General features: G+C 66.5%; 16 protein-coding genes. 10 read left to right on the plus strand and 6 right to left on the minus strand.

Translation table 11 applies throughout. From position 1 onward, the window contains the following. The first annotated feature begins 132 nt into the window (after positions 1-132). On the plus strand, positions 133-1,362 hold the full coding sequence (locus tag FIV02_RS11350) for an acyl-CoA dehydrogenase (protein WP_152488646.1): 1,230 nt from the start codon (positions 133-135) through the stop codon (positions 1,360-1,362). A gap of 54 nt (positions 1,363-1,416) precedes the next feature. Here the strand turns inward: FIV02_RS11350 and FIV02_RS11355 are convergent, their stop codons facing one another. From FIV02_RS11355 to xthA, 5 genes are all read right to left on the minus strand, one after another. Continuing rightward, positions 1,417-1,596 carry a hypothetical protein gene (locus tag FIV02_RS11355; RefSeq protein ID WP_037052063.1) on the minus strand — a complete coding sequence of 60 codons (180 nt, stop codon included), beginning with the start codon at positions 1,594-1,596 and terminating at the stop codon, positions 1,417-1,419. 12 nt (positions 1,597-1,608) lie between these two features. Further along, positions 1,609-2,595 carry a TerC family protein gene (locus FIV02_RS11360; RefSeq protein ID WP_152488647.1) on the minus strand — a complete coding sequence of 329 codons (987 nt, stop codon included), beginning with the start codon at positions 2,593-2,595 and terminating at the stop codon, positions 1,609-1,611. Between the two features lie 159 nt (positions 2,596-2,754). Continuing rightward, a complete protein-coding gene (locus tag FIV02_RS11365; protein WP_152488648.1) occupies positions 2,755-4,137 on the minus strand; it encodes a substrate-binding domain-containing protein in 1,383 nt (460 codons plus the stop codon). Between the two features lie 68 nt (positions 4,138-4,205). Next, a complete protein-coding gene (locus tag FIV02_RS11370; RefSeq protein WP_152488649.1) occupies positions 4,206-5,675 on the minus strand; it encodes a GGDEF domain-containing protein in 1,470 nt (489 codons plus the stop codon). Between the two features lie 67 nt (positions 5,676-5,742). Further along, the gene (gene xthA, locus FIV02_RS11375) at positions 5,743-6,558 is read right to left on the minus strand and encodes an exodeoxyribonuclease III (protein ID WP_152488650.1); all 816 of its coding nucleotides are present in this window, start codon (positions 6,556-6,558) and stop codon (positions 5,743-5,745) included. Between the two features lie 204 nt (positions 6,559-6,762). Here xthA and FIV02_RS11380 point away from each other — a divergent pair, with 204 nt between their 5' ends. The 8 genes from FIV02_RS11380 (at position 6,763) to FIV02_RS11415 (ending at position 22,761) form a co-directional block, all read left to right on the plus strand. Next, positions 6,763-7,407: an N-acetyltransferase gene (locus FIV02_RS11380; RefSeq protein ID WP_152488651.1), complete on the plus strand. Its 645-nt coding sequence runs from the start codon at positions 6,763-6,765 to the stop codon at positions 7,405-7,407. Positions 7,408-7,475: 68 nt separating this feature from the next. Beyond that, a complete protein-coding gene (locus tag FIV02_RS11385; RefSeq protein WP_152488652.1) occupies positions 7,476-9,203 on the plus strand; it encodes an autotransporter assembly complex family protein in 1,728 nt (575 codons plus the stop codon). Continuing rightward, positions 9,200-12,877 (plus strand): translocation/assembly module TamB domain-containing protein, encoded by a 3,678-nt coding sequence (locus FIV02_RS11390; protein ID WP_152488653.1) that lies wholly within the window; start codon positions 9,200-9,202, stop codon positions 12,875-12,877. Before FIV02_RS11385 ends, FIV02_RS11390 begins: the two co-directional genes overlap by 4 nt. A 163-nt stretch (positions 12,878-13,040) precedes the next feature. Then, complete coding sequence (gene tpx, locus FIV02_RS11395; protein WP_037052072.1) at positions 13,041-13,541, plus strand: thiol peroxidase; 501 nt, start codon at positions 13,041-13,043, stop codon at positions 13,539-13,541. A gap of 212 nt (positions 13,542-13,753) precedes the next feature. Then, positions 13,754-14,983: an MdtA/MuxA family multidrug efflux RND transporter periplasmic adaptor subunit gene (locus FIV02_RS11400; protein ID WP_152488654.1), complete on the plus strand. Its 1,230-nt coding sequence runs from the start codon at positions 13,754-13,756 to the stop codon at positions 14,981-14,983. Continuing rightward, positions 14,980-18,072 carry an MdtB/MuxB family multidrug efflux RND transporter permease subunit gene (locus FIV02_RS11405; protein WP_152488655.1) on the plus strand — a complete coding sequence of 1,031 codons (3,093 nt, stop codon included), beginning with the start codon at positions 14,980-14,982 and terminating at the stop codon, positions 18,070-18,072. Before FIV02_RS11400 ends, FIV02_RS11405 begins: the two co-directional genes overlap by 4 nt. Positions 18,073-18,166: 94 nt before the next feature. After that, positions 18,167-21,271 carry a multidrug efflux RND transporter permease subunit gene (locus FIV02_RS11410; RefSeq protein ID WP_152488656.1) on the plus strand — a complete coding sequence of 1,035 codons (3,105 nt, stop codon included), beginning with the start codon at positions 18,167-18,169 and terminating at the stop codon, positions 21,269-21,271. Then, positions 21,268-22,761 carry an efflux transporter outer membrane subunit gene (locus FIV02_RS11415; protein WP_306085266.1) on the plus strand — a complete coding sequence of 498 codons (1,494 nt, stop codon included), beginning with the start codon at positions 21,268-21,270 and terminating at the stop codon, positions 22,759-22,761. The genes FIV02_RS11410 and FIV02_RS11415 overlap by 4 nt, the downstream gene beginning before the upstream one ends. Positions 22,762-22,809: 48 nt before the next feature. Here the strand turns inward: FIV02_RS11415 and FIV02_RS11420 are convergent, their stop codons facing one another. Beyond that, the gene (locus FIV02_RS11420) at positions 22,810-23,817 is read right to left on the minus strand and encodes a TRAP transporter substrate-binding protein (protein ID WP_152488657.1); all 1,008 of its coding nucleotides are present in this window, start codon (positions 23,815-23,817) and stop codon (positions 22,810-22,812) included. A gap of 321 nt (positions 23,818-24,138) precedes the next feature. Between FIV02_RS11420 and tam the strand changes: the two genes are divergently transcribed. Next, the gene (gene tam / locus FIV02_RS11425) at positions 24,139-24,900 is read left to right on the plus strand and encodes a trans-aconitate 2-methyltransferase (protein WP_134675887.1); all 762 of its coding nucleotides are present in this window, start codon (positions 24,139-24,141) and stop codon (positions 24,898-24,900) included. Positions 24,901-24,910: the final 10 nt, after the last annotated feature.

Raw genomic sequence — 24,910 nt, forward strand, 5'->3', positions numbered from 1 at the left:
GTCGATATCAATCGATCATATATCGGTTATGAATGTTCATACACGCTGAAAATAGGTTAGATAAATCTTAAGCGCTGTTCTAGCATCATTTCCACACCGACATCACACCCGATCCGCCAGAAGGTATTGCCCATGGATTTCGCCTATTCCCCGAAGGTTCAAGAGCTGCGTGAGCGCGTCAGCGCATTCATGGAAGCGCACGTCTATCCGGCCGAAGCGGTATTCGAGCAGCAGGTGGCCGAAGGTGACCGCTGGCAGCCGACCGCGATCATGGAAGAGCTGAAGAACAAGGCCAAGGCCGAGGGATTGTGGAACCTGTTCCTGCCCGAGTCGGACTACGGCGCCGGCCTGACCAACACCGAATACGCACCGCTGGCGGAAATCATGGGCCGTTCGCTGATCGGCCCGGAGCCCTTCAACTGCGCGGCGCCGGACACCGGCAACATGGAAGTCCTGGTGCGCTACGGCAGCGAGGCGCAGAAGCAGCAATGGCTGGAGCCGCTGCTGTCCGGCGAGATCCGCTCGGCGTTCGCCATGACCGAGCCGGGGGTGGCCTCGTCGGACGCCACCAATATGCAGGCCAATGCGCGCCGCGAGGGCGACGAGTGGGTCATAAACGGGCGCAAGTGGTGGACGTCCGGCGCCTGCGACCCACGCTGCAAGGTGATGATCTTCATGGGCCTGACCAACCCGGACGCGCCGCGCCACCAGCAGCACTCGATGATCCTGGTGCCGATGGACGCGCCCGGCGTGACGGTACTGCGACCGCTGCCGGTGTTCGGCTATGACGACGCCCCGCACGGCCATGCCGAGGTGCTGTTCGAGAACGTGCGGGTGCCTTACGACAGCGTGCTGCTGGGCGAGGGGCGCGGCTTCGAGATCGCTCAGGGCCGCCTCGGCCCGGGCCGTATCCACCATTGCATGCGTTCGATCGGCATGGCCGAGCGCGCCCTGGAACTGATGTGCAAGCGCGCCGTGAGCCGTACGGCGTTCGGCAAGCCGCTGGCCCGCCTGGGTGGCAACATCGATCACATCGCCGATTCGCGCATGGAGATCAACCAGGCGCGCCTGCTGACGCTGAACGCGGCCTACATGATGGACACGGTGGGCAACAAGATCGCCGCCAGCGAGATCGCCCAGATCAAGGTGGTCGCGCCCAACGTGGCGCTCAAGGTGATCGACCGGGCGATCCAGATGCACGGTGGCGCCGGGGTCTCCAACGACTTCCCGCTGGCCTACTGGTACGCCATGCAGCGTACTCTGCGCCTGGCGGACGGTCCGGATGAAGTGCACCGTGCGGCGATCGGCAAGTACGAGATCGGCAAGTACGTGCCGCGCGAAATGATGAAAGCCAGCCGCTGAATCCGCCGCTGTAGATGAAGAGGCCCGCATCCTGCGGGCCTCTGCGTTTGCGCCTCAGGGCAGGCGGTCTTCGGCTGGCTGGGTCTGGCCCAGCCAGCCGAGGCGCATGTGCAGTTGCGCGGCGAAATGACGGGCTGCCAGCTCGTCCTGGAACGTCAGCGCGCGACGGCCGAGGCGTACCTGCCAGAGGCGTTGACCCTGGCGCTCGATGAGTTCTATGCAGACGTCGGGCATCGCAACTCCTGGCTAGTCGATGGCCTTCCGGTCGCGTGTCTTGAGCAGGGAAAGCAACACGCCGCCGGCCAGCAGGCCCAAGGTTACGCCAAGTGAGAGCAGGGCGGGAACCTTGACCAGGTCATGCAGGAAGATCTTGCCGCCGATGTACATCAGCACCAGCGCCAGGGCGTACTTCAGATAGATGAAGCGGTGCATCAGTGCGGCCAGGGCAAAGTACAGCGCGCGCAGGCCGAGGATGGCGAAGATGTTCGAGGTGTAGACGATGAACGGGTCCTGCGAGATGGCCAGGACGGCGGGCACGCTGTCAACGGCGAACACCAGGTCGGCCAGTTCGATCAGCACCAGCGCCAGCAGCAGTGGCGTGGCGTAGAGCAGGGCTCTGCCGCTGGCCTGATCCTTCAGGCGCACCAGGAAGCGGCCGCCGTGCAGGTCGTCGGTGACGCGGATGCGCGTACGCACGAAGCGCAGCAGCGGGTTCTGCGCCAGGTCCGGGTGCGTCTCTTCATCGTTGCTGCGCAGCATCTTCACGCCACTGAACAGCAGGAAGGCGCCGAACAGGTAGAGAATCCAGTCGAACTGCTGCACCAGCGCCGTGCCCAGGCCGATCATCAGCGCGCGCAGCACGATGACGCCGAGGATGCCCCAGAACAGCACGCGGTGCTGGTAGCGGCGGGGGATGTTGAAGTAGCCGAGGATCATCGCCATGACGAAGACGTTGTCCATCGACAGCGACTGCTCCACCAGGAAGCCGGTGTAGTACTCCATGGCCTTGGTGCCGCCGAGCTGCCACCAGATCCAGCCGCCGAAGGCGACGCCGACGCTGAAGTAGCCGGCGTACAGCAGCAGGCTTTCACGCACCTCGATTTCATGCTGGTCGCGGTGCAGCACGCCGAGGTCGAGTACCAGCAGGGCGATGATCAGCAGCAGGAAGGCCAGCCAGAACCAGCCAGGTGTGCCGAAGAGTGGGGGTGTCAAAAAGGCGAGTAGAGCGTCCATGAGCCCTCCCTGTGTCTGCCTGAGTTGAAAGAAATCGACTCAGTGACTCCGACATCACGGTGAGCAGCTCACCGCCAGAGGGGCCCGGCGTCACGCGGAGCAAAGGCTAACGCTGCGCCGAGAAACTGCCAAGCCCCCTGACGAGGATTGTTGGCGTGGTCAGTAGACCCACACCTCGACGCGGCGATTGCGGATGCGCCCGCTGTCCTGGTCGTTGGCCGCTACCGGCAGTTCGCTACCCAGGCCGGTGATCTCGCGGAACAGTACGCCCTGCTTGGCCAGTTCCCGACGTACGGCCATCGCCCGCAGCTTGGAGAGCAGTGCGGCGCGCTCCGGGTCGCTCTTGGGGTCGCCGAAGCCGACCAGCACCACCTTGTTCCGCAGCTTGTCGTGCTGCTTGAGGTAGTCCATTACCCGCTGCAGGTCACGGTAGGCCTTGTTGTCCAGGGTCGCGCTGCCTTCCTGGAAACGGAAGTTCACCGACAGGCGCTGCGCCTGCTCGGCGAGCTGGCGGTAGTCGCTCGGCATCTGCGTTTCCGGGGCGACCTTGATCGCCTGCACGGTCTGGGCGATGAAGCCGGCGCTGTCGACGATCGCCTGGCCGCGAGGGCTGTGCGCGAAGTCGATCAGCGCGCGGGCCCAGGGATTTTCCAGTTGCGGATCGTTGTAGATGAACAGGCGGCGTGCGAGCGGGTAGTCCTCGGTGGCGATCAGCGAGGTGCTCGGCAGCATCGGATGCGATTCGCCCGCGGCCACGGCGATGGCCTTGGCCTGGCGAACGTAGGGCAGGCCGATGAAGCCGATGCCGTTGGGATCGCCGCTGACCAGGTCGGAAAGCTGGTTGCTGGACTCGAAGCGCCGGGCGCTGGCGGCCAGCGCCCGGCCACCTGGCGCCAGGACCAGTTCCTTGAAGGTGTCGTAGGTGCCGGAGTTGTCGTCACGCGCATAGACCTGCACCTTGCCAGGCTTGCCGCCGAGGGCGGCCCAGTCGCTGATCTCGCCGGAGAACAGCTGGGCGATCTGCTCGACGCTGAGGGCGCTGATCGGGTTGCCGGGGTGGACGATGATCGCCAGGCCGTCGATGGCGATGATCTGTTCGCTCTGCGGGCTGTGCAGGTCGCCCAGGTTCGCCAGGCTGGCGGCTTCGCTGTCCTTGATCGGGCGGGACGAGGCGGCCAGGTCGGTACTGCCGTTCTGCAGCGAGGCGAAGCCGGTGCCGGAACCATGGGCTGCCACCTCGACGATCACGCTGCGGCCGTTGGCCTGACGGCCGACGATGCGCTGCTCGTTTTCCCGGGCGCCGGCTTCGCTGCGGATGTCGCGCAGCCCCTGGGCCTCGAACAGGCCCTTGACCAGTTCCGGGCCGAGCTTGGCACCGATGGTGTTGGAGCCCTGGATGCGCAGGACCGGCTGGTTGCCCTGGGAAGCGGGCAGGGCGGCGAACACCGACAGGGGCAGGGCGTAGCAGATGAAACCGATGAGCAGCAGGGACAGGGTACGACCCCAGAGGTCGCGATCAGCGTAGGACAGGGCGCGCGGCATGCGGCAGGCACCTTCTAGTGGGTGGGAGAAAGTGTCGCGCAGAATAAGTCGATTGAATGACAGTCAGGTTACAGCGGGCCGCCGGGTGGCTCTGCACCGGGCTCCGAGGCGCCGCCGAGGAAGGTGATCTCGCAGCGGTTGCGGCCAAGCGCCTTGGCCTGGTAGAGCATGCGGTCGGCCGCCAGCAGCAGGCCGTCCAGGTCGCCGAAGGGTGGCCAGGCGACCACTGCCCCGATGCTCAGGGTGCAACTGATCGTCTGCGTGTCCAGCTGCACCTGGGTGTCGCCGAAGCGCTGGCGAATGCGTTCGGCGATTTCCCGTGCCTGTTCGAGGTCACAGCCGGGCAGCAGCAGGGCGAACTCCTCGCCTCCGATGCGCGCCAGCAGTTCGTCCTTGCGCAGGCCGCTGCCAGCCAGGTTGGCGAAGGCCTTGAGGACCTGGTCGCCGGCGGCATGGCCATGGTTGTCGTTGATGCGCTTGAAATGGTCGATGTCCAGCATCAGCAAGGCCAGGGGGCGCTGTTGCTGAGCCAGCAGACTCAGTTGTTCGCTGGCCTGCTCACGAAAGGCCCAGCGGTTGAGCAGGCTGCTTAGCTGGTCATGGCTGGCCAGGTAGCGCATGCGTTGCAGCAGCTCGTTGCGCGCCGACATCACGCTGGCCACGGTCAGCGGTGCCAGGGCGATCAGCGACACGCCCAGGCGCAGCGACAGCAGCACCGGCCGTGAGTTGACGTCCAGCGGCGCCAGCGACAGGCCGTTCAGGGCGATCGACACCAGCACCCAGCCACTGGCCAGGAACGTCAGCAAGGCGGTGCTGAACAGTCGGTAGCTCAGGGCGCACCACAGCAACGCCGGCACCGGGAAGGCGACCACGCCGGGGCCGCCGATCAGCAGGCACAGCGCCGCGGAGACCAGCAGCCCGAGCAGTGGCAGGAGCTTGCGCGCCTGTTCGGCCGTCCACAGCGGGCGGCGCCGCCGCTCGGTGCGCACGGCCCGGCATGCGGGCAGGGTGAGCATGACCGGCAGGAACAGCATGTAGTTGACCAGCTCGGTCATGAACCAGAACACCCAGCCGCCCATCGGCTTGCCGCCATACAGCAGCGGGTCGGTGATTGCGCCGAAGCAGCCGGAGGCAGCGGCCGCCGCGACGATGGCCAGCACCAGGTAAGGCACCGAGGCGGGCGTGCGCAGGCTGCGATGACCGGCGTGCAGGCGCCTGAGCAGGAGGAAGCCGACGATCACCCCCGACAGGTTGCCGGCGCTCAGCAGCAGGGTCTGCTGCAGGCTGCTGCCGGCCAGCAGATCGGCCAGCAGATAGGCGCACAGCGCGCCGCACCAGCCGGCCGGACGAGCCAGGCGGGGAAACCGGACCAGGGCACCGAGCAGCACGGCGTTGGCCGGCCACAGCGCCGCCAGGTGGCCGATCGGGCGGGTGAGGATACCCAGCAGGCAAGCACCGAGTACCAGCAGGCAAACCAGGGCTGCAACGCCCGCTGCGCAGTGGCGGGCGTCGGGAGGTGAGGTGGCGGAACTGCTCATGGCCGGACCCTCGAGATCGCCACCGGAGAAAATGATGGCGTTACCGAATTAGCCTAGCCTGCGTGGATCATTCAGCAATCTGCAGCCAGATCGGCGCGTGATCCGAAGGCTTCTCCATGCCACGCAGCTCGTAGTCGATACCGGCGTCGAGCAGGCGTGGTTGCAGCGCCTGGCTGGCGAGAATCACGTCGATGCGCAGGCCGCGCTTGGGTTCGTCCTCGAAACCCCGGCTGCGATAGTCGAACCAGCTGAAGCGGTCGTTCACCTCGGGGTTGAGGTGGCGGAAGCTGTCCACCAGGCCCCAGTTCTTCAGGGTCGCCAGCCACTCGCGCTCTTCCGGCAGGAAGCTGCACTTGCCGGTTTTCAGCCAGCGCAGGCGATTGGGTTCGCCGATGCCGATGTCGCAATCCTCGGGGCTGATGTTGATGTCACCCATCACCACCAGCGCCTGCTGCGGATCGAAACCTTCCGTCAGCAGCTGCTGCAGGTCGGCGTAGAAGCGTTGCTTGGCCGGGAACTTCACGGGGTGGTCGCGGCTTTCGCCCTGGGGGAAGTAGCCGTTCATCACCGTGACCGGCTTGCCTGCGGCGTCGGCGAAGGTGCCGTAGATGAAACGTCGCTGGGCCTCCTCGTCATCGCCCGGAAAGCCCTTGTGCAGGCTCAGCGGCTCCTGGCGCGAGAGCAGGGCGACGCCGTAGTGGCCCTTTTGCCCGTGGTAGTGCACGTGATAGCCGAGCTGACGGATCTCGGCCTCCGGGAACTGTTCATCGGACACCTTGGTTTCCTGCAGGCCGATCACGTCTGGCTGGTGTTTCTCGATCAGCGCCTGCAGTTGATGAGGGCGCGCGCGCAGGCCATTGATATTGAAAGAAACGATTTTCATGGGCAGCGGGTCCTGGGCAAAAGGCGATGCTAGCCGATCCTTCACGGCTGCGGCCAGCGCCTGGCGAGCATGGCATGGCGGTGCTAGGGTCTGTACGAAAAGTCAGCGGGCGAAGTCCGGGCCGTGCATCAACAGGCGGTAACGGACAGCGCCTGAGTCTCCGTGATCCATCTGGCCCACAACCTATAACAACAGAGGTCCGCCATGCCCCACAACGCTCCTGCAGAAGTGCGCATGCTCGATGGTGGTTACGCCCGTGAGGTGCGCTCGCTGCTCTACCATGCCTACCGCCACGAACCCACCTTCGGCTATCTGTTCGACGCGGATCGGCCGGGGTTCGATCAGCGTGTTCGCGCAACGATTCGCGAGCTGGTGCAGCAGCACTTTGCCGAGGACCTGCCGGCCATCGGCCTGCTGATCGACGATCGTTTGATCGGTGCGGCCCTGATCGCACCGCCGCAGCGGCGGCTGGACATCACCGAAAGCTGGAGCTGGCGCCTGCGCATGCTGCTGACCACCGGCTTCAGCTGCACCCGTCGCTATCTCGACTACCACGATGCCGTGCTCGCCTGCCTGCCGCCGGGTCCCTACCACGTATTGCCATTGCTCGGCGTTCATCCCGAGTTCCAGGGCCAGCACCGTGGTGAGCAACTGCTCGAGGCGCTGCATGACTGGTGCGCGCAGGACAGCGGGTCGCAGGGCGTGGTGCTGGATACCGGGAATGCCAGGCACCTGGAGTTCTATCGCCGCCAGGGCTACGAGGAAATCGGTGAATTGGCGCTCGGCCCGGTGGTGGAGCACGTGTTCTTTCATCCCAACCCGCAGCCGGTGGTGCGCGTCAGCGCCTGAACCCCGGCTGTCTGCCCGGTACGCGACGGCTCTGGCTGGGGCTCTGCTCCGTGGTAGCATCCCCCGCCATGAGTGTATATGGACATATCAGGCGCAGCCTGGCGCTGTTGCTGATCAGTTCGGGGGCTTTCGCCGCGAACGAACTGGACGTACGGATTACCCCGAGCAACGCCGCTCTGAAAGCCAATATCGAAGGTTATGTCGGCAGCCTGGACGGGCGCGACCGGCAGGCATTGCGCCGTCTGCGGCGCATCGTCGAGGGCGAGGCCGACAAGGCCGCCCAGGCGCTGGGCTACTACCAGGCTCGTATCCGCAGCCATGTTGACGAAGGTGAGCCGCCGCGCCTGGTGCTGGAGGTCGAGCCCGGCGAGCGTGTACGCCTGCGCACCGTCGATATCCGAATCGAGGGCCCGGCGAGTGACCTGGCGGCCTTTCGCGTGCCCAGCGCCAGCCGTCTGCAGCCGGGCGCCGTGCTCAACCATGGGCGCTACGAGGATGCCAAGCGCCTGATCCAGAACCAGGCCTCGCGCTATGGCTTCTTCGATGGCCGTTTTTCCCGGCAGAGCCTGCTGATCGACCCGGACGCCGGGGTGGCCGATATCGAGCTGGTGTTCGTCAGCGGGCCGCGCTACCGCCTGGGTGATCTCAGCTTCACCGGCGATTTCCCCTTCGACGAAGCGCTGCTGCGGCGCATGGCGCCATTCGAGGCGGACACGCCCTATGACTCCGAACTGATCGCCGAGCTGTACCAGGCGTTGCAATCCAGCGGCTACTTCGAATCGGTACGGGTCGACGCCATCCCTACGCAGGCCGATCAGCAGCGCATTCCCGTCACGGTGGCGCTGCAAGTGCGTGAGCCGCGCACCATGGGGCTGGGCCTGGGTTTCTCCACCGACGTCGGGCCGCGCCTGCGGGCCAACTGGACGCGCCACTGGCGCAACCCGCAAGGGCATAGCTATGGCATAGAGAGCGAGCTGTCGGCGCCACGGCAGAACGTCGGGCTGTGGTACGACATACCGGGCGATCCGCCGCTGACGGACAAGCTGCGCCTGGCGGGTGGCTATCAGTACGAGGAGCTGGCCAGCAAGGACAGCCTCAGCCGCCTGCTCAGCCTGGGGCCGGAATGGCACAGCCAGCGCTCCGGAGGCTGGCAGCGGGTGCTCTCGCTCAAGTGGCAGCGCGAGGAGTATCGCCTGGGCGACGATTCCGGCCTCAGTACCCTGCTGATGCCGGGCGCCAGCTATTCGTTGCTGCGCAGCGACAACCGGCTCGATCCGAACCAGGGCTATCGCCTGCAGTTCGATGTGCGTGGTGCCGTGGACGGGGTGCTGTCCGACGCCAACGTGCTGCACGGTAACGTCATGCTCAAGGGGCTGACCACGCTGTTCGACAACCATCGCCTGCTCGGTCGCGTACAGTTCGGCGGCACCGAAACCAACGGCTTCACCGCCGTGCCGCCGTCCTTGCGCTTCTTCGCCGGCGGTGACCAGAGCGTGCGGGGCTACGACTACCAGACCCTGTCGCCGGAGAACAACCAGGGCGACAAGATCGGCGGCCGCTACCTGTTCGCCGTCAGCGCCGAGTACCAGTACAGCCTCACGGACAAATGGCGCCTGGCGACCTTCATCGACCAGGGCAATGCCTTCAATTCACTGAAGCTGCCAACGCTGAAGACCGGGGTCGGCTTCGGCGTGCGCTGGGTGTCGCCGGTCGGGCCGCTGCGCCTGGACCTGGCCCACGCCCTGGATGACGATGGCGGCATCCGCCTGCATTTCTCCATGGGGCCCGAGCTATGACGCGGCGCCTGCTGAAAGGCCTGCTGGCCGCTTCACTGGGGCTGCTGCTGGTACTGGGCGCCACGCTGGCGGGGCTGCTCGGTACGCAGGGAGGCAGTCGCTGGCTGCTGGCCCAGGTGCCGGGGCTCGAGGTCGAGCACTTCAGCGGTCGTCTGGGTGGCGCCTGGCAGGCTGAACGTGTGCGCTGGCAACAGGCGGATACGCAGCTGCAGTTGCAGCGAGTGGACTTCGCCTGGTCACCTTCCTGCCTGCTGCGCCTGACCCTGTGCCTCGACCGCGTGCATCTCGAGCAGGCCGCGCTGAGCGTGCCGCCGAGCGAGGCGAGCGCCGCGCCGCTGCGCCTGCCGAACCTGGAGCTGCCCCTGCGCCTGCAGCTCGGAGATATCCGTCTGGGTGAGCTGCGCCTGGACGGGCAGTCGCAATTGACGGACGTGCAACTGATAGGCAACTGGAACGAACAGGGCGTCGATCTGCAGCGTCTGACCTTGCAGCGTGACGACCTGCAGCTGGAAGTCAGCGGTCAACTGACGCCACAGGGCGACTGGCCGCTGACCCTGAGTGGTCGTCTGCAACTGCCACAGGTCGATGACAGGCCCTGGCAGGTCGCCTTGCAGGTGGCGGGCGAGCTGCAGGGCACCCTGCAACTCAGCGCGGACAGCAGCGGCTACCTGGATGCGCGCATTCAGGGCAAGGTGCAGGCGCTGGCCGAGCAGCTGCCGGCGGAACTGCATCTGAGCAGTCGCGAGTTCCAGGCCAGCAGCGCCTTGCCGGCGACCCTGCAGCTGCGCGACCTGGACCTGCAGGCCAGGGGCGATCTGGCTGCCGGCTATCGCATCGACGGCACGGCCAGCCTGCCGGCCGAGCAGGCGCCCATGCCGGTGCAGCTCAGCGGCCGCGTCGATGCCCGGGGGGCGAAGATCGACGTGCTGCGCATCCAGGCCGAGGAGCAGCATGTGCAGCTCGACGGCACACTGGACTGGAGCGACGTGTTCAGCATCGATGCGCGGCTGGACTGGCAGGACTTTCCCTGGCAGCGCCTCTACCCGCTGGACCAGCCGCCACCGGTGGCGCTGCGTCGCCTGCAGGCCGAGATGAGTTTCAGCGAGGGCAACTACCTGGGTAACTTCAGCGCACAGCTGCAGGGGCCGGCCGGTGAGTTCAGCCTGAGCAGCCCGGTCAGCGGCGATCTTGGCCAGGTCAGTCTGCCCCAGTTGCAGCTGGTGGCCGGGCAGGGACGAGCGGAGGGTGTGGTCAGGCTTGGCTTCGCCACAGGCATCGACTGGCAGGCGATGCTGCAGCTCAGCGATTTAGACCCTGGCTACTGGCTGGCGGAGATGCCGGGCACGCTGGCTGGCCCGCTGAACACCTCGGGGCGCTTCGCCGCGGACGTGTTGCAGGCGCGCGCCGATATCGACCTCAACGGCCGTCTGCGCGGCCAGCCTGCGCAGCTCCAGGTGCAGGGGGGCGGGGGTGGCGAACACTGGCAGCTGGATCGGCTGTCGGTGCGCCTGGGCGACAACCGCATCAGCGGCCAGGGCGCGCTCGAGCAGCGCTTGCGTGGCCAGCTGGATGTGGCGTTGCCACGTCTCGGGCAGCTCTGGCCCGGCCTGCAGGGGCAGCTTCAGGGGCGCCTTGCGCTGGCCGGCAGCCGGCAGGCTGCACAGGGGCAGTTGGCCTTGACCGGGGAACGGCTGGCATTCGGCGAGCCCAGCGTGCGTCGCCTGCAACTGGATGCGACGCTGGATGCCCGGCAGCAGGCGGACATCGCCTTGAACCTGCGGGGTATCCGCATTGGTGACACCCTGCTCGGGCGCTTGCAGGCCGAAGCGCGTGGCGACCTGCAACGCCAGGCGCTGCAGCTGGACCTGCAAGGGCCGTTGCTGACACTGGCGCTGGCGCTGGATGGCCGGCTCGGTGAACAAGGGGATTGGCGAGGGCGTATCGCCAGCGGCCGTATCCAGAGCGGTGGCCAGGACTGGCAGCTGCAACAGGCCGCCAGCCTGGAACGCCTGGCCAGCGGCCGGCTGAACCTGGGTGCACACTGCTGGCAGTCCGGTGCGGCGAGCCTGTGTGGTGGTCAGCAGCGGCTGATGCCGCAGCCCAGTCTCGACTGGCGCCTGCAGGACTTCCCACTGGCCAGCCTGCAACCCTGGCTGCCCGAGGATTTTGCCTGGCAAGGGCAGCTGGACGGCCGGCTCAAGGTCGATCTGCCCGAAAGCGGCCCCAATGGCGAGATCACCCTCGACGCCGGTGCTGGCACCCTGCGTATCCGGCAGCCGGAGCAGGAGCAGTGGCTGGATTTCCCCTATGACAGCCTGCGCCTGGAGAGCAGCCTGCGCCCGCAACGGGTCGACAGCCAGCTGCGTTTCTTCAGCGAGCGCCTGGGTGAGCTGTCGCTGCAGGCGCGGATCGACCCACGGCCGCAGAGCAAGCCGATCAGCGGCGAGTTCCGCCTGAGCGGCTTCGACCTGGCCGTGCTGCGCCCCTTCGTGCCGATGGCGGAAACACTCGAAGGCCGCCTGCAGGGCGCGGGCAGGCTGGCGGGCGGATTGCTGGCGCCGCAGATCGATGGCCAGTTGCGTCTGCAGGGCGGTGCGCTGTCCGGCAGCGCATTGCCGGTGAGCCTCGAGGCGCTGCAGGTGCAGGCGCTGATCGCCGGCGAGCAGGTGCAGCTGTCCGGCAACTGGCGCAGCGGGGAGCAGGGCAGTGGCCAGCTCAACGGGCAACTGAACTGGGCCGCCGGGCTGAGCGCTGAGCTGACCCTGCAGGGCCAGCGCCTGCCGGTCAAGGTGGAGCCCTACGCCGAGCTGGAGGTCGAGCCCGACCTGCGCCTGCAGTTGCGCGAGCAGCACCTGGCGGTCAGCGGCAAGGTGGGCGTGCCGCGTGGCCTGATCAGCGTGCGTGAACTGCCGCCGTCCACGGTGAAGCTGTCCGGCGACGCCCGGGTGGTCGGTCGCGAGGAACCGCTGGCCGAGCAGGGCCTGGGCATCGCCATGGACGTCGACGTCGAGGTCGGCCAGGACAAGCTGGCCTTCAGCGGCTTTGGCCTGAGCGCCGATCTGCGCGGCCGCGTGCACATCGGCGACGACCTCGACACCCGTGGTGAACTGGACCTGGTCAATGGTCGCTACCGCGCCTACGGCCAGCGCCTGACCATCCGCCGCGCGCGCCTGCTGTTCACCGGGCCGATCGATCAGCCGTTCCTCGATGTCGAGGCGATTCGCCGCGTGGATAACGTGGTGGCCGGCATTCGCCTGTCCGGCAGTGCCGAGCAGCCCAGCACCACGGTATTCGCCGAGCCGGCCATGAGCCAGGAGCAGGCGTTGTCCTATCTGGTGCTGGGGCGGCCGATGGGGCAGGGCAGCGGCGACAACAACATGCTTGGTCAGGCGGCCCTGGCGCTGGGCCTGGCGGGTAGCAGTTCGCTGACCACCAGCCTGGCAGGCAGCCTGGGCATCAAGGACTTCCAGCTGGATACCGAGGGCAGCGGCCTGACCACCAGCGTGGTGGCCAGCGGCAACCTCACCGACCGCCTCAGCCTGCGCTATGGCGTGGGGGTGTTCGAGCCGGCCAACACCATCGCCCTGCGCTACGAGCTGACCCGCCGCCTGTATCTCGAGGCGGCCAGTGGCCTGGCCAGTTCGCTGGACCTGTTCTACCGGCGAGACTTCTGATTTTTGCTATATCCCTACATGCTCGCAGGTGTATCGGCCGCGCTTCTGCGCTAGTCTGGACGGATGGTCGGGCCGTGACCTGCCATTCGACAGGGCGCTCGTCAGCGTGCCGCCTAAGTCACCTATCCGCCCTTCAACTCCCTGAACGATAAGGAAAATTCCCATGGCGCAAGTCACTCTCAAAGGCAACCCGGTGCAGGTCGACGGCCAGCTGCCGCAAGCGGGCCAACAGGCTCCGGCCTTCAGCCTGGTCGCAGGCGACCTGAGCGACGTCACCCTGGCCAGCCTGGCTGGCAAGCGTAAGGTGCTGAACATCTTCCCGAGTGTCGACACGCCGACCTGTGCGACCTCCGTGCGCACCTTCAACGCCGAAGCCAGCCAGCTGAACAACACCGTGGTGCTGTGCATCTCCGCTGACCTGCCGTTCGCCCAGGCACGTTTCTGCGGCGCAGAAGGTCTGGAGAGCGTGGTCAACCTGTCCACCCTGCGCGGCGCCGGCTTCCTCAAGGATTACGGCGTAGCCATCGCCAGCGGCCCGCTGACCGGCCTGGCCGCGCGCGCCGTGGTGGTGCTCGACGAGAACGACAAGGTGCTGCACAGCGAGCTGGTTGGCGAGATCGCCGACGAGCCGAACTATGCCGCTGCCCTGGCCGTGCTGAAGTAAGTCGCCAGGCGTCACCTGAAAACGGCCTGCTCTGCAGGCCGTTTTCGTTGCTGCCGCAAAAGGTGTCCGCCGTGCTGGCCAATCTCCGGCCAAGGCCGGATGCAAACAGTTGGTTACGTAAGCGCAGCGTAAATAGCCGGTAAATGGGCTTTGCTTGACGCGGGCGAGTGCTTATCGTTCCGACTCCCAGAAAAAGTGATCCCACGCCTGCCATGTCGAACGTTTCTCCATCCCCCTCGAATACCTCTCGCCAGTGGCTGATCGGCCTGGCACTGCTCGCTTTGTCGCTCGTGCTGCTGTGGTGGTTCTGGCCGAGCGAGCCACAGAAGCAGCAGATGGGGCGGGGCCGCTTCGGCGACACGGGCCCGGTCCCGGTGCGGGTGGCGCCGGTGGTGCAGGGTGACTTCGCCATCGAGCTCAAGGCGCTCGGCACGGTGACCTCCTACAACACGGTCAACGTGCGTTCGCGCGTCGACGGCGAGCTGGTCAAGGTGCTGTTCGAGGAGGGCCAGCAGGTCAAGGCTGGCGACCTGCTGGCAGTGATCGACCCGCGTCCTTATCAGGTGGCGTTGCAGCAGGCACAAGGCGCGTTGCAGGAAAACCAGGCGCAACTGAAGAATGCCGAACTGGACCTGCAGCGCTACAAGGGACTCTACGCCGAAGACAGCATCGCCAAGCAGACCCTCGATACCCAGCAGGCGCTGGTCAACCAGTATCGTGGCAGCCTGCAGAGCAACCAGGCCGACGTGGCCACGGCCAAGCTGAACCTGGATTTCACCCAGATCCGCGCGCCCATCGCTGGACGCCTGGGGTTGCGCCAGCTGGACCTCGGCAACCTGGTCAGCAGCGGCGATACCACGCCGCTGGTGGTGATCACCCAGGCCGACCCGATCGCGGTGATCTTCACCATTCCCGAAGGGGATCTGCCGGCGGTGCTCAAGCGCCGCAACGAAGGCGCGACCCTGGCCGTCGAAGCCTGGGATCGCGGTGAGCGCCTGCGCCTGGCCGAGGGCGTGCTGGAGAGCCTGGACAACCAGATCGACACCGCCACCGGCACGGTCAAGCTCAAGGCGCGTTTCGCCAACGCCGAGCAGATGCTGTTCCCCAACCAGTTCGTCAACGTGCGCCTGCGCGTGGAGACCCGCGAGGCCGCCACCATCATTCCGTCGGCTGCCGTGCAGTTCGGTACCCAGGGCACCTTCGTCTACGTGGTCGACAGCGACAGCAAGGTCAGTGTGCGCCAGGTGACGATCGCCGCCAGCGATGCCGAGCGCAGCATGGTGGCTGGAGGCGTTCAGCCCGGTGAGCGTCTGGTGCTCGAGGGCACCGACCGCCTGCGCGACGGCAGCCAGGTCGAGGTGATCGACGCCAGCGCCACGCAGGCCGGCGACGCGGCAGGCAAGGGCAAACCGGGCACGGCCGCAGCGCGGAACGACGCATGAACATCTCGCGCCCGTTCATCCTGCGGCCGGTCGCCACCACGCTGCTGATGGTGGCGATCTTCCTCAGCGGCCTGATCGCCTATCGCCTGTTGCCGGTGTCGGCCCTGCCGGAAGTGGACTACCCGACCATCCGCGTACTGACCCTCTATCCAGGCGCCAGCCCGGACGTGATGACCAGCGCGGTGACGGCGCCGCTGGAGCGCCAGTTCGGGCAGATGGCCGGCCTCAAGCAGATGTCCTCGACCAGCTCCGGCGGCGCCTCGGTGATCACCTTGCGCTTCAACCTGGAAGTGTCGCTGGCGGTGGCGGAGCAGGAGGTGCAGGCGGCGATCAACGCGGCGAGCAACCTGCTGCCCAGCGATCTGCCGGCGCCTCCGGTGTACAACAAGGTCAACCCCGCTGATACCCCGGTGCTGACCCTGGCGGTCAGTTCGACCACGCTGCCGCTGCCGCAGATCAACGACCTGGTCGATACCCGCCTGGCGCAGAAACTGGCGCAGACCAGCGGCGTGGGCCTGGTGACCCTGGCCGGCGGGCAGCGTCCGGCGGTGCGCATCCGGGTCAATCCCGAGGCGCTGGCGGCCTATGGCCTGAGCCTGGCCGACGTGCGCACGCTGATCACCGCCAGCAACGTCAACCAGCCCAAGGGCAACTTCGACGGGCCGACGCGGGTTTCGCAGCTCGACGCCAACGACCAGCTGAAGTCGGTGGACGAGTACCGCGAGCTGATCCTCACCTACCAGGACGGCGCCGCGCTGCGCCTGAAGGACGTCGCCGAGATCGTCGATGGCGCCGAGAACGAGCGCCTGGCGGCCTGGGCCAATCGCAACCAGGCGGTGCTGGTCAACGTCCAGCGCCAGCCCGGCGCGAACGTGATCGACGTGGTCGACCGCATCCAGACGCTGCTGCCACACCTCACCGAAGGCCTGCCGGCGAGCGTCGAGGTCAAGGTGCTCACCGACCGCACGCAAACCATCCGCGCCGCCGTGCGCGACGTGCAGCACGAACTGCTGCTGGCCATCGCGCTGGTGGTGATGGTGACCTTCCTGTTCCTGCGCAAGCTGTCGGCGACCATCATCCCGTCCATCGTCGTGCCGCTGTCGCTGATCGGCACCTTCGCGGTGATGTACCTGGCCGGCTTCACCATCAACAACCTGACGCTGATGGCGCTGACCATCGCCACCGGTTTCGTGGTCGACGATGCCATCGTCATGCTGGAGAACATCGCCCGCCATCTGGAGGAGGGCGAGACGCCGCTGAACGCCGCGCTCAAGGGGGCCCGGCAGATCGGTTTCACCCTGGTCTCGCTGACCCTGTCGCTGATCGCCGTGCTGATTCCGCTGCTGTTCATGGCCGATGTCGTCGGCCGCCTGTTCCGCGAGTTCGCCATCACCCTGGCGGTGGCGATTCTGATTTCCCTGGTGGTGTCGCTGACCCTGACGCCGATGATGTGCGCGCGCCTGCTCAAGGTGGAGCGGCCCGAGCAGGAAGGGCGCTTCTACCACCTGGCGGGTGGCTTCATCGATGCCATGATCGAGCGCTACGGGGTGGGCCTGTCCTGGGTCTTGCGGCATCAGGCGCTGACCCTCTTGGTGGCCGTGGCGACCCTGGGCCTGACCGTGCTGCTCTACCTGGCGGTGCCCAAGGGCTTCTTCCCGGTGCAGGACACCGGCGTGATCCAGGGCATCTCCGAGGCGCCGCAGTCGGTGTCCTTCACTGCCATGAGCGAGCGCCAGCAGCGCCTGGCCGATGTGATCCTGCGTGATCCGGCGGTGGCCAGCCTGTCGTCGTCGATCGGCGTGGACGGCGATAACCCGACGCTCAACAGCGGGCGTCTGCTGATCAACCTGAAGACCCATGCCGAGCGCGATGTCACCGCCAGCGAGGTGATCGAGCGGCTGCGTCCGGAGCTGGCGAAGGTCCCCGGTATCGAGCTGTACATGCAGCCGGTGCAGGACCTGACCATCGAGGATCGCATCAGCCGGACCCAGTTCCAGTTCACCCTGGAGTCGCCGGACAACGACCTGCTGGAAACCTGGACACCGCGCCTGGTCGAGGCGCTGCGTGAAGAGGAAGCGCTGACCGACGTTGCCAGCGACCTGCAGAACCGTGGCCTGCAGGTGTACCTGGATATCGACCGCGACGCCGCCGCGCGCCTCGGCATCAGCGTCGGCGATATCGACGATGCGCTGTACGACGCCTTCGGCCAGCGCCAGATCAGCACCATCTATACCCAGGCCAGCCAGTACCGCGTGGTCCTGGAAAGCCGTGACGGCGGGCGTATCGGCCTGGCCGCGCTGCGCCAGATCCATGTGCCCACCACGGATGGCCTGCAGGTGCCGCTGTCGTCCCTGGCGCACATCGAGGAGCGTCCGGCCAGCCTGCTGGTCAACCACATCGGTCAGTTCCCCGCCGTGACCCTGTCGTTCAACCTGGCGCCCGGTGTTTCGCTCGGCGAAGCCGTGGCGGTGATCGAGCGCGTCGAGCAGGACATCGGCCTGCCGGGTGGCATCAACACCCAGTTCCAGGGGGCAGCCGAGGCGTTCCGTGCGTCGCTGTCATCGACCCTGCTGCTGATCCTGGCGGCCATCGTCACCATGTACATCGTGCTCGGCGTGCTCTACGAGAGCTACATCCACCCGATCACCATTCTCTCCACGCTGCCGTCGGCCGGGGTCGGCGCCTTGCTGGCCCTGCTGCTCACCGGCAACGACCTGGGGCTGATCGCGATCATCGGCATCATCCTGCTGATCGGCATCGTCAAGAAGAACGCGATCATGATGATCGACTTCGCCCTGGAGGCCGAACGCAATCAGGGCATGGCGCCGCAGGACGCCATCTACCAGGCGGCCCTGCTGCGTTTCCGGCCGATCCTGATGACTACCCTGGCGGCGCTGTTCGGTGCCATTCCGCTGATGCTGGCCTCGGGCTCCGGTGCCGAGCTGCGCCAGCCGCTGGGCCTGGTGATGGTCGGCGGCCTGCTGCTCAGCCAGGTGCTGACGCTGTTCACCACGCCGGTGATCTATCTGTACTTCGATCGGCTGTCGCGCCGCGTCAGCGGGCGCAGCGGCGCCGGGGTGTCGGTATGAGCGACAAGCTTCAAGCGGCAAGCCGCACGTTGAAGACGGTCCGCTGCCAGGCGTTTGCTTCTCGCTTGCAGCTTGAAGCGTGTGGCTTCGTGCTATGAATCTCTCGGCCCCCTTCATCCGTCGCCCGGTGGCGACCTTGCTGCTGAGCCTGGCGATCATGCTGCTCGGTGGCGTCAGCTTCGGCCTGCTGCCGGTGGCGCCGCTGCCGCAGATGGACTTTCCGACCATCACCGTGCAGGCCAGTCTGCCTGGTGCCAGCCCGCAGATCATGGCCTCCACCGTGGCCACGCCGCTGGAACGCTCGCTCGGCAGCATTTCCGGCATCAGCCAGATGAACAGCCGCAGCAGCCAGGGCAGCACGCGGATCATGGTGCAGTTCGACCTGGACAAGGACATCAATACCGCGGCCCGCGAAGTACAGGCAGCGATCAACGCGGCCCGCGACCTGCTGCCCAGCGGCATGCGCACCATGCCCACCTACCGCAAGATCAACCCGTCGCAGGCACCGATCATGGTGCTTTCGCTGACCAGCCCGAACCTCGACAAGGGCCAGCTGTACGATGTGGCCTCGACCATCCTCGCGCAGAAGCTGGCGCAGGTCGGTGGCGTGGGCGAAGTCCAGGTCGGCGGCAGCTCTCTGCCTGCCGTGCGCGTGTCGCTGGAGCCGCGCCTGCTCGATCACTACGGCATCGCCCTCGACGAAGTGCGCCAGACCATCGCCTCCAGCAACGCGCTGCGCCCCAAGGGGGCGGTGGAGGACGAGCAGCGTCGCTGGCAGGTGCAGGCCAGCGACCAGCTGGCCAAGGCCGCCGACTACATCCCGATGATCATTCGCTATCAGGATGGCGCCGCCGTGCGCCTCGGCGACGTGGCCACGGTGACCGATGGCGTCGAGGACCGCTACAACAGCGGCTTCTACAATGACCGCGAGTCCGTGCTGCTGGTGATCAACCGGCAGAGCGGGGCGAACATCCTGCAGACCATCAGCGATATCCGCGAGCAACTGCCGGCGTTGCGCGAGGTGATCCCCGCCAGTGTCGAACTGCAGGTGGCGATGGACCGTTCGCCGGTGATTCGCGCGACCCTGCATGAAGCCGAGCAGACCCTGCTGATCGCCGTCGGCCTGGTGATCCTGGTGGTGCTGGCGTTTCTCGGGCGCTGGCGGGCGGCGCTGATCCCGGCGCTGGCGGTACCGGTTTCGCTGATCGGCAGCTTCGCCGCGATGTACCTGCTGGGGTTCTCGCTCAACAACCTGTCGCTGATGGCGCTGATCATCGCCACCGGCCTGGTGGTGGACGATGCCATCGTGGTGCTGGAGAACATCGCCCGCCACATCCACGATGGCGAAACACCCATGGCGGCGGCCCTGAAGGGCACGCGCGAGGTCGGTTTCACCCTGCTGTCGATGAACCTGTCGCTGGTGGCGGTGTTCATTTCCATCCTGTTCATGGGCGGCATCGTCGAGCGCCTGTTCCGCGAGTTCTCCATCACCCTCGCGGTGGCGGTGGTGATCTCCCTGCTGGTGTCGCTGACCCTGACGCCGATGCTCTGCGCGCGCTGGCTCAGGGCCGAGGACGAACAGTCGCGCAGCCGCCTGCAGCAATGGGGCGACCGCGTGCAGAGCCGGGTGCTGGCCGTCTACGGGCGTACGCTGGACTGGGCCCTGCGCCATTCGCTGCTGATGCTGCTGAGCTTCATCGCCACCATCGCGCTCAACGTCTACCTGTTCGTCAGCATTCCCAAGACCTTCATGCCGCAGCAGGACACCGGCCAGCTGATCGGTTTCATCCGTGGCGACGACGGCCTGTCGTTCCAGGTCATGCAGCCGAAGATGGAGGCCTTCCGCAAGGCCGTGCTGGCCGACCCGGCGGTGGACAGCGTGGCGGGCTTCATCGGCGGCAGCGGTGGCATCAACAACGCCTTCATGATCGTGCGGCTCAAGGCCATCGGTGAACGCGGGCTGTCGTCGCAGGAGGTGATCAACCGCCTGCGCAGGGAAGTGCCCAAGGTGCCGGGTGGCCGCATGTTCCTCATGTCGGATCAGGACCTGCAAATCGGCGGTCGGGAAGGGCGCAGTTCGGAGACCGAATACATGCTCCTCTCCGATGACCTCGATGCGCTGCGCGAGTGGTTGCCCAAGGTGCGCGATGCGTTGCGGGCGCTGCCCGAGCTGACCGACATCGATGCCAGCGAGAACGACGGCGCGCAGCAGATCCGCCTGGTAGTCGACCGTGAGACGGCTAAACGCCTGGGCGTGAACATGGTCATGATCACCTCGGTGCTCAACAATGCCTTCAGCCAGCGCCAGGTGTCGACCATCTACGAAGCGCTCAACCAGTACAGCGTGGTCATGGAAATCGACCCGCGCTATGCGCAGTACCCCGAGGCGCTGGATCAGATCCAGCTGATCACCGCCGACGGCGCGCGCGTGCCGTTGTCCACCTTCGCCCACTGGGAACGCAGCCTGGAGGAAGACCGGGTCAACCACCAGGGCCAGTTCGCCTCCGAGAACATCGGTTTCGCCCTGAGCGAAGGTGTGAGCCTGGACCAGGCCAGCCGGGCGATCGACGATGCGGTGGCGCGGCTCGGCCTGCCCACCGAGGTGCAGGGCACCATGGGTGGCACGGGCGCCGCCTTCCAGCAGACCCAGGGCAACCAGCCGTTGATGATCCTGCTGGCGCTGGTGGTGGTGTACATCGTCCTCGGCGTGCTCTATGAGAGCTACGTGCATCCGCTGACCATCCTCTCCACGCTGCCTTCGGCCGGTGTCGGGGCCTTGCTGGCGTTGCAGCTGGTGGGGATGGAATTCAGCCTGATCTCCCTGCTGGGGCTGTTCCTGCTGATCGGTATCGTCAAGAAGAATGCCATTCTGATGGTCGACCTGGCGCTGCAGCTCGAGCGCGGCGAACGGCTCGGCCCGCAGGAATCCATCCGCCGGGCCTGCCTGCTGCGCTTCAGGCCGATCCTGATGACCACGCTCGCTGCCATTCTCGGTGCCTTGCCCCTGGTGCTCGGCAGCGCCGAAGGCTCGGAGATGCGCCAGCCGCTGGGCATCACCATCGTCGGCGGCCTGGTTCTCAGCCAGTTGCTGACGCTCTACACCACCCCGGTGGTTTACCTCTATTTCGACCGCCTGCGCCATCGCGTCAATCACTGGCGCGGCGTGCGCACCGATGCTTCGTTGGATAATCCGCTATGAAACCCGTCCAGTTCCCAGATGCTTTTCCTCCTGCTCGTGCGCTCCGGGCCGGGCGCCTGCCGCGTTCCTGCAGCCTGATCCTGCTGCTCGGGTTGCTGGCGGGCTGCGCCCTCGGCCCGGACTATCAGCGCCCCGAACTGACCACACCGGTACAGTTCAAGCAGGTCGAGGGCTGGACCTCGGCGGCCCCGGCCGATGCCCTGGCGCGCGGCAAATGGTGGGCCCTGTACGGCGATGCCGAGCTGAACGCGCTGGTCGAGCGCCTGCAGCTGTCCAACCAGAACCTGGCGGCGGCCGAGGCTCAGTACCGCCAGGCGCGCGCGCTGGTGCGCGGCGCCCGGGCCAGCTTCTACCCGACGCTGTCCGGCAGCGCCGGGGTCACGCGTTCGGGGCAGGGCGCCTCGGGGACGAACAGCAGCACCAGCGCATCGGGCATCAGCAAGAGCTATGACCTGAGCCTCAGCGCGGCGTGGGAGCTGGATATCTGGGGCAAACTGCGCCGTGGCCTGGAGGCCAGCCGCGCCGAGTTCGAGGCCAGTGCAGCGGATCTCGCCGCCGCGCGCCTGAGCCTGCAGAGCGAGCTGGTGCAGAACTACCTGCAACTGCGGGTACTCGACGAGCAGTCGCGCCTGCTCGATGCCACGGTCGCCGCCTATGCGCGCTCGTTGCGCCTGACCGAGAACCAGTACCGCGCCGGCATCGTGCCAAAATCCGACGTGAGCCAGGCCACCACCCAGCTCAAGAGTACCCAGGCCCAGGCCATCGACCTGCAATGGCAGCGCGCGCAGCTGGAGCATGCGATCGCCGTGCTGGTGGGTGTCAGCCCGGCGCAGTTGTCGATCGCGCCGCGCGAAAGCCTGCCGGCCTTGCCGGCGATACCGCTGGCACTGCCCTCGCAACTGCTGGAGCGTCGTCCGGACGTGGCGGCCGCCGAGCGCCGGGTGATGGCCGCCAACGCGCAGATCGGCGTAGCCGAAGCAGCCTGGTTTCCCGATCTGAGCCTCTCCGCCACGGGCGGTTATCGCGGTAGCAGCTTCGCCGACTGGATCGAGGTGCCCAACCGCTTCTGGTCGCTTGGCCCACAGCTGGCACTGACCCTGTTCGACGGCGGCGCACGGCAGGCCGAACTGGAACGCACCGAGGCCGCCTACGACCAGACCGTGGCCGAGTACCGCCAGGCCGTGCTGGACAGCTTCCGAGAAGTGGAGGACTACCTGGTGCAGCTGCGCGTGCTGGAGCAGGAGAGCGGGGTGCAGCAGGAGGCGCTGGATGCCGCGCGCGAAGCGCTGCGCCTGATCGAGAACCAGTACCGTGCCGGTACGGTGGATTACAACAGCGTGGTCACCGTGCAGGCGACGGCATTGAGCAACGAACGCTCGAACCTCACGCTACTGGGCAATCGCCTGCTGGCCAGCGTGCAACTGATCGCGGCACTGGGCGGTGGCTGGCAGGTCGAGCAGTTGCAGGAGCAGACGTCCTCGGCGGACTGACGAGGCGCAGCAGTGGGCGTGGCGGAAACCCGCCACGCCACTTTCGCATCACTTGTGCTGCTTGCGATTCACGGTCTGTGCGGCCTTGATCACGTCGCTGCCGATCACCGATTCGAACTGCTGCCACACCGGGCGCATGGCGTTGCGCCAGGCTTCGCGTTCCTCGCCGGTGAGGGTGATCACCTGGCTGCGGCCGGAGTCGATGATGCGCTGGCGATCGGTCTGGTTGGCGGCCTCCGCCTGCTGGTTCACCACGTAGGTCACTTCGTCGATGATGGCTTCCAGTTCGGTGCGGATGTGGTGCGGAATGCTGTACCAGAAGCGCGAGTTGCTCACCAGCATGTAGTCCAGCACGCCATGGTTGGTTTCGCTGATGAAGGGTTGCACCTCGTGCAGCTGCTTGCTGTAGATGTTCGACCAGGGGTTCTCGGCGCCTTGTACCTGGCCACTCTTGAGCGCGTTGAAGACTTCGGCGAAGGGCAGTTTCTGGCTGCTCGCGCCGATCTGGCGGAATTGCGCCTCCAGCACCGCCGAAGGCTGAATGCGGAAGCTCAGGCCGTTGGCATCGCCTGGCGAGTGCAGCGCGCGGGTTGCCGAGAGCTGCTTCATGCCGTTGTGCCAGTAGGCCAGGCCGACGATGTTGTGATCTTCCATGGAGCGCAGTAGCTGGCGGCCCTTGGAGCGCTTCTGGAAGCGGTTGACCGCCTCGATGTCGTCGAACAGGAACGGCAGGTCGAAGACCTGCAGCTGCTTGGTGTACTGCTCGAACTTGGCCAGCGACGGTGCCAGCAGCTGGACTTCGTCCTTCTGCAGGGCTTCGAGCTCGTTGGCGTCTCCATAGAGGCTGGAATTGGGGTAGACCTCGACCGTTACCTTGCCAGCCAGGCGTTCCTCGACCAGTTGCTTGAACAGCAGTGCGCCCTGGCCTTTGGGCGTGCCATCGGCAACGACGTGGGAGAACTTGATCAGGATAGGTTCATCGGCCAGTGCCGGGTTGGCACTGAAGGCGGCTAACGCCAGGGCGCAGGTGGCCAGGGCGCGGACTGGATTGAACATACTGCTTCCTTTTCTTCTTGTCGGTTTGGGCGCTCGTTTCGGCAGCCCTGTGTTGGTCGACTCTGGCACGCAATGACGGCAAGGGGTGCGGCAGTACCCGATACCCGACCAGAGTTGAAGTCCTGCATGGCAAGGCTTATGCCAGTGTGGCGAATATCCGCCAGAGTGCCTGGGATGGTGAAAAGGCTGTGATCCAGCGCACATTAGGTGGCGGATAACCGCCATGTACTCGGGAAGACACAGCGGAAACTTGCCGGTGCGCAACGTATCCAGCAGCCCTGCTATTCTCTGCCGCTCCCTCTGTCATCCAGGAGCGCCCCGATGAGTTGGTCCGCCACGCAGTATTCCCTGTTCGAACGCCAGCGTACCCGTCCTGTCCAGGACCTCCTGGCGGCTGTGCCCCGCGAGGGCATCGAGCAGGCTGTGGATCTGGGATGCGGCCCCGGCAATTCCACCGCGGTGCTGCAGGCGCATGCCCCCGAGGCGCGCATCGTCGCCATCGACAGCAGCGAGGACATGCTGCGCGCGGCGCGTGAACGGCTGCCGCAGGTCAGCGTGCAGCTGGCGGATATCCAGCACTGGCAGGCCGACATCGCGCCGCAGCTGATCCTGGCCAACGCCTCGCTGCAGTGGCTGGACGATCACGCGCAGCTCTACCCGCGTCTGCTGGCCCAGCTGGCGCCGGGCGGCTGGCTGGCGATCCAGACGCCGGACAACCTGCAGGAGCCGGCGCATCGCCTGGCCAGGGAAGTGGCGGCCGACGGTCCATGGGCGGCGCGTATCGGTCATGTGCAGCACCCCGAGCGGCACACTGCGCAGGCCTATTACGACATCCTCGGCGCGCATGCCAGCGAGCTGGATATCTGGCGCACCACCTACTTCCATGTGCTGGACGACGCCAGGGCGGTGGTCGAGTGGTTCAAGTCCACTGCGCTGCGGCCGTTCCTGCAGCCGCTGGATGCCGAGCAGCAGGCCGCCTTCCTGCAGCGCTACCAGGCGGCGATTGCCGAGGCCTACCCGCAGCAGGCCGATGGCCGCGTGCTGTTGCCGTTCCCGCGTCTGTTCCTGGTGGCCCGGCGCTAGCGCTACAGGC

Source organism: Pseudomonas sp. THAF187a, assembly GCF_009363395.1.
Classification (GTDB): Bacteria; Pseudomonadota; Gammaproteobacteria; order Pseudomonadales; family Pseudomonadaceae; genus Aquipseudomonas; species Aquipseudomonas khazarica.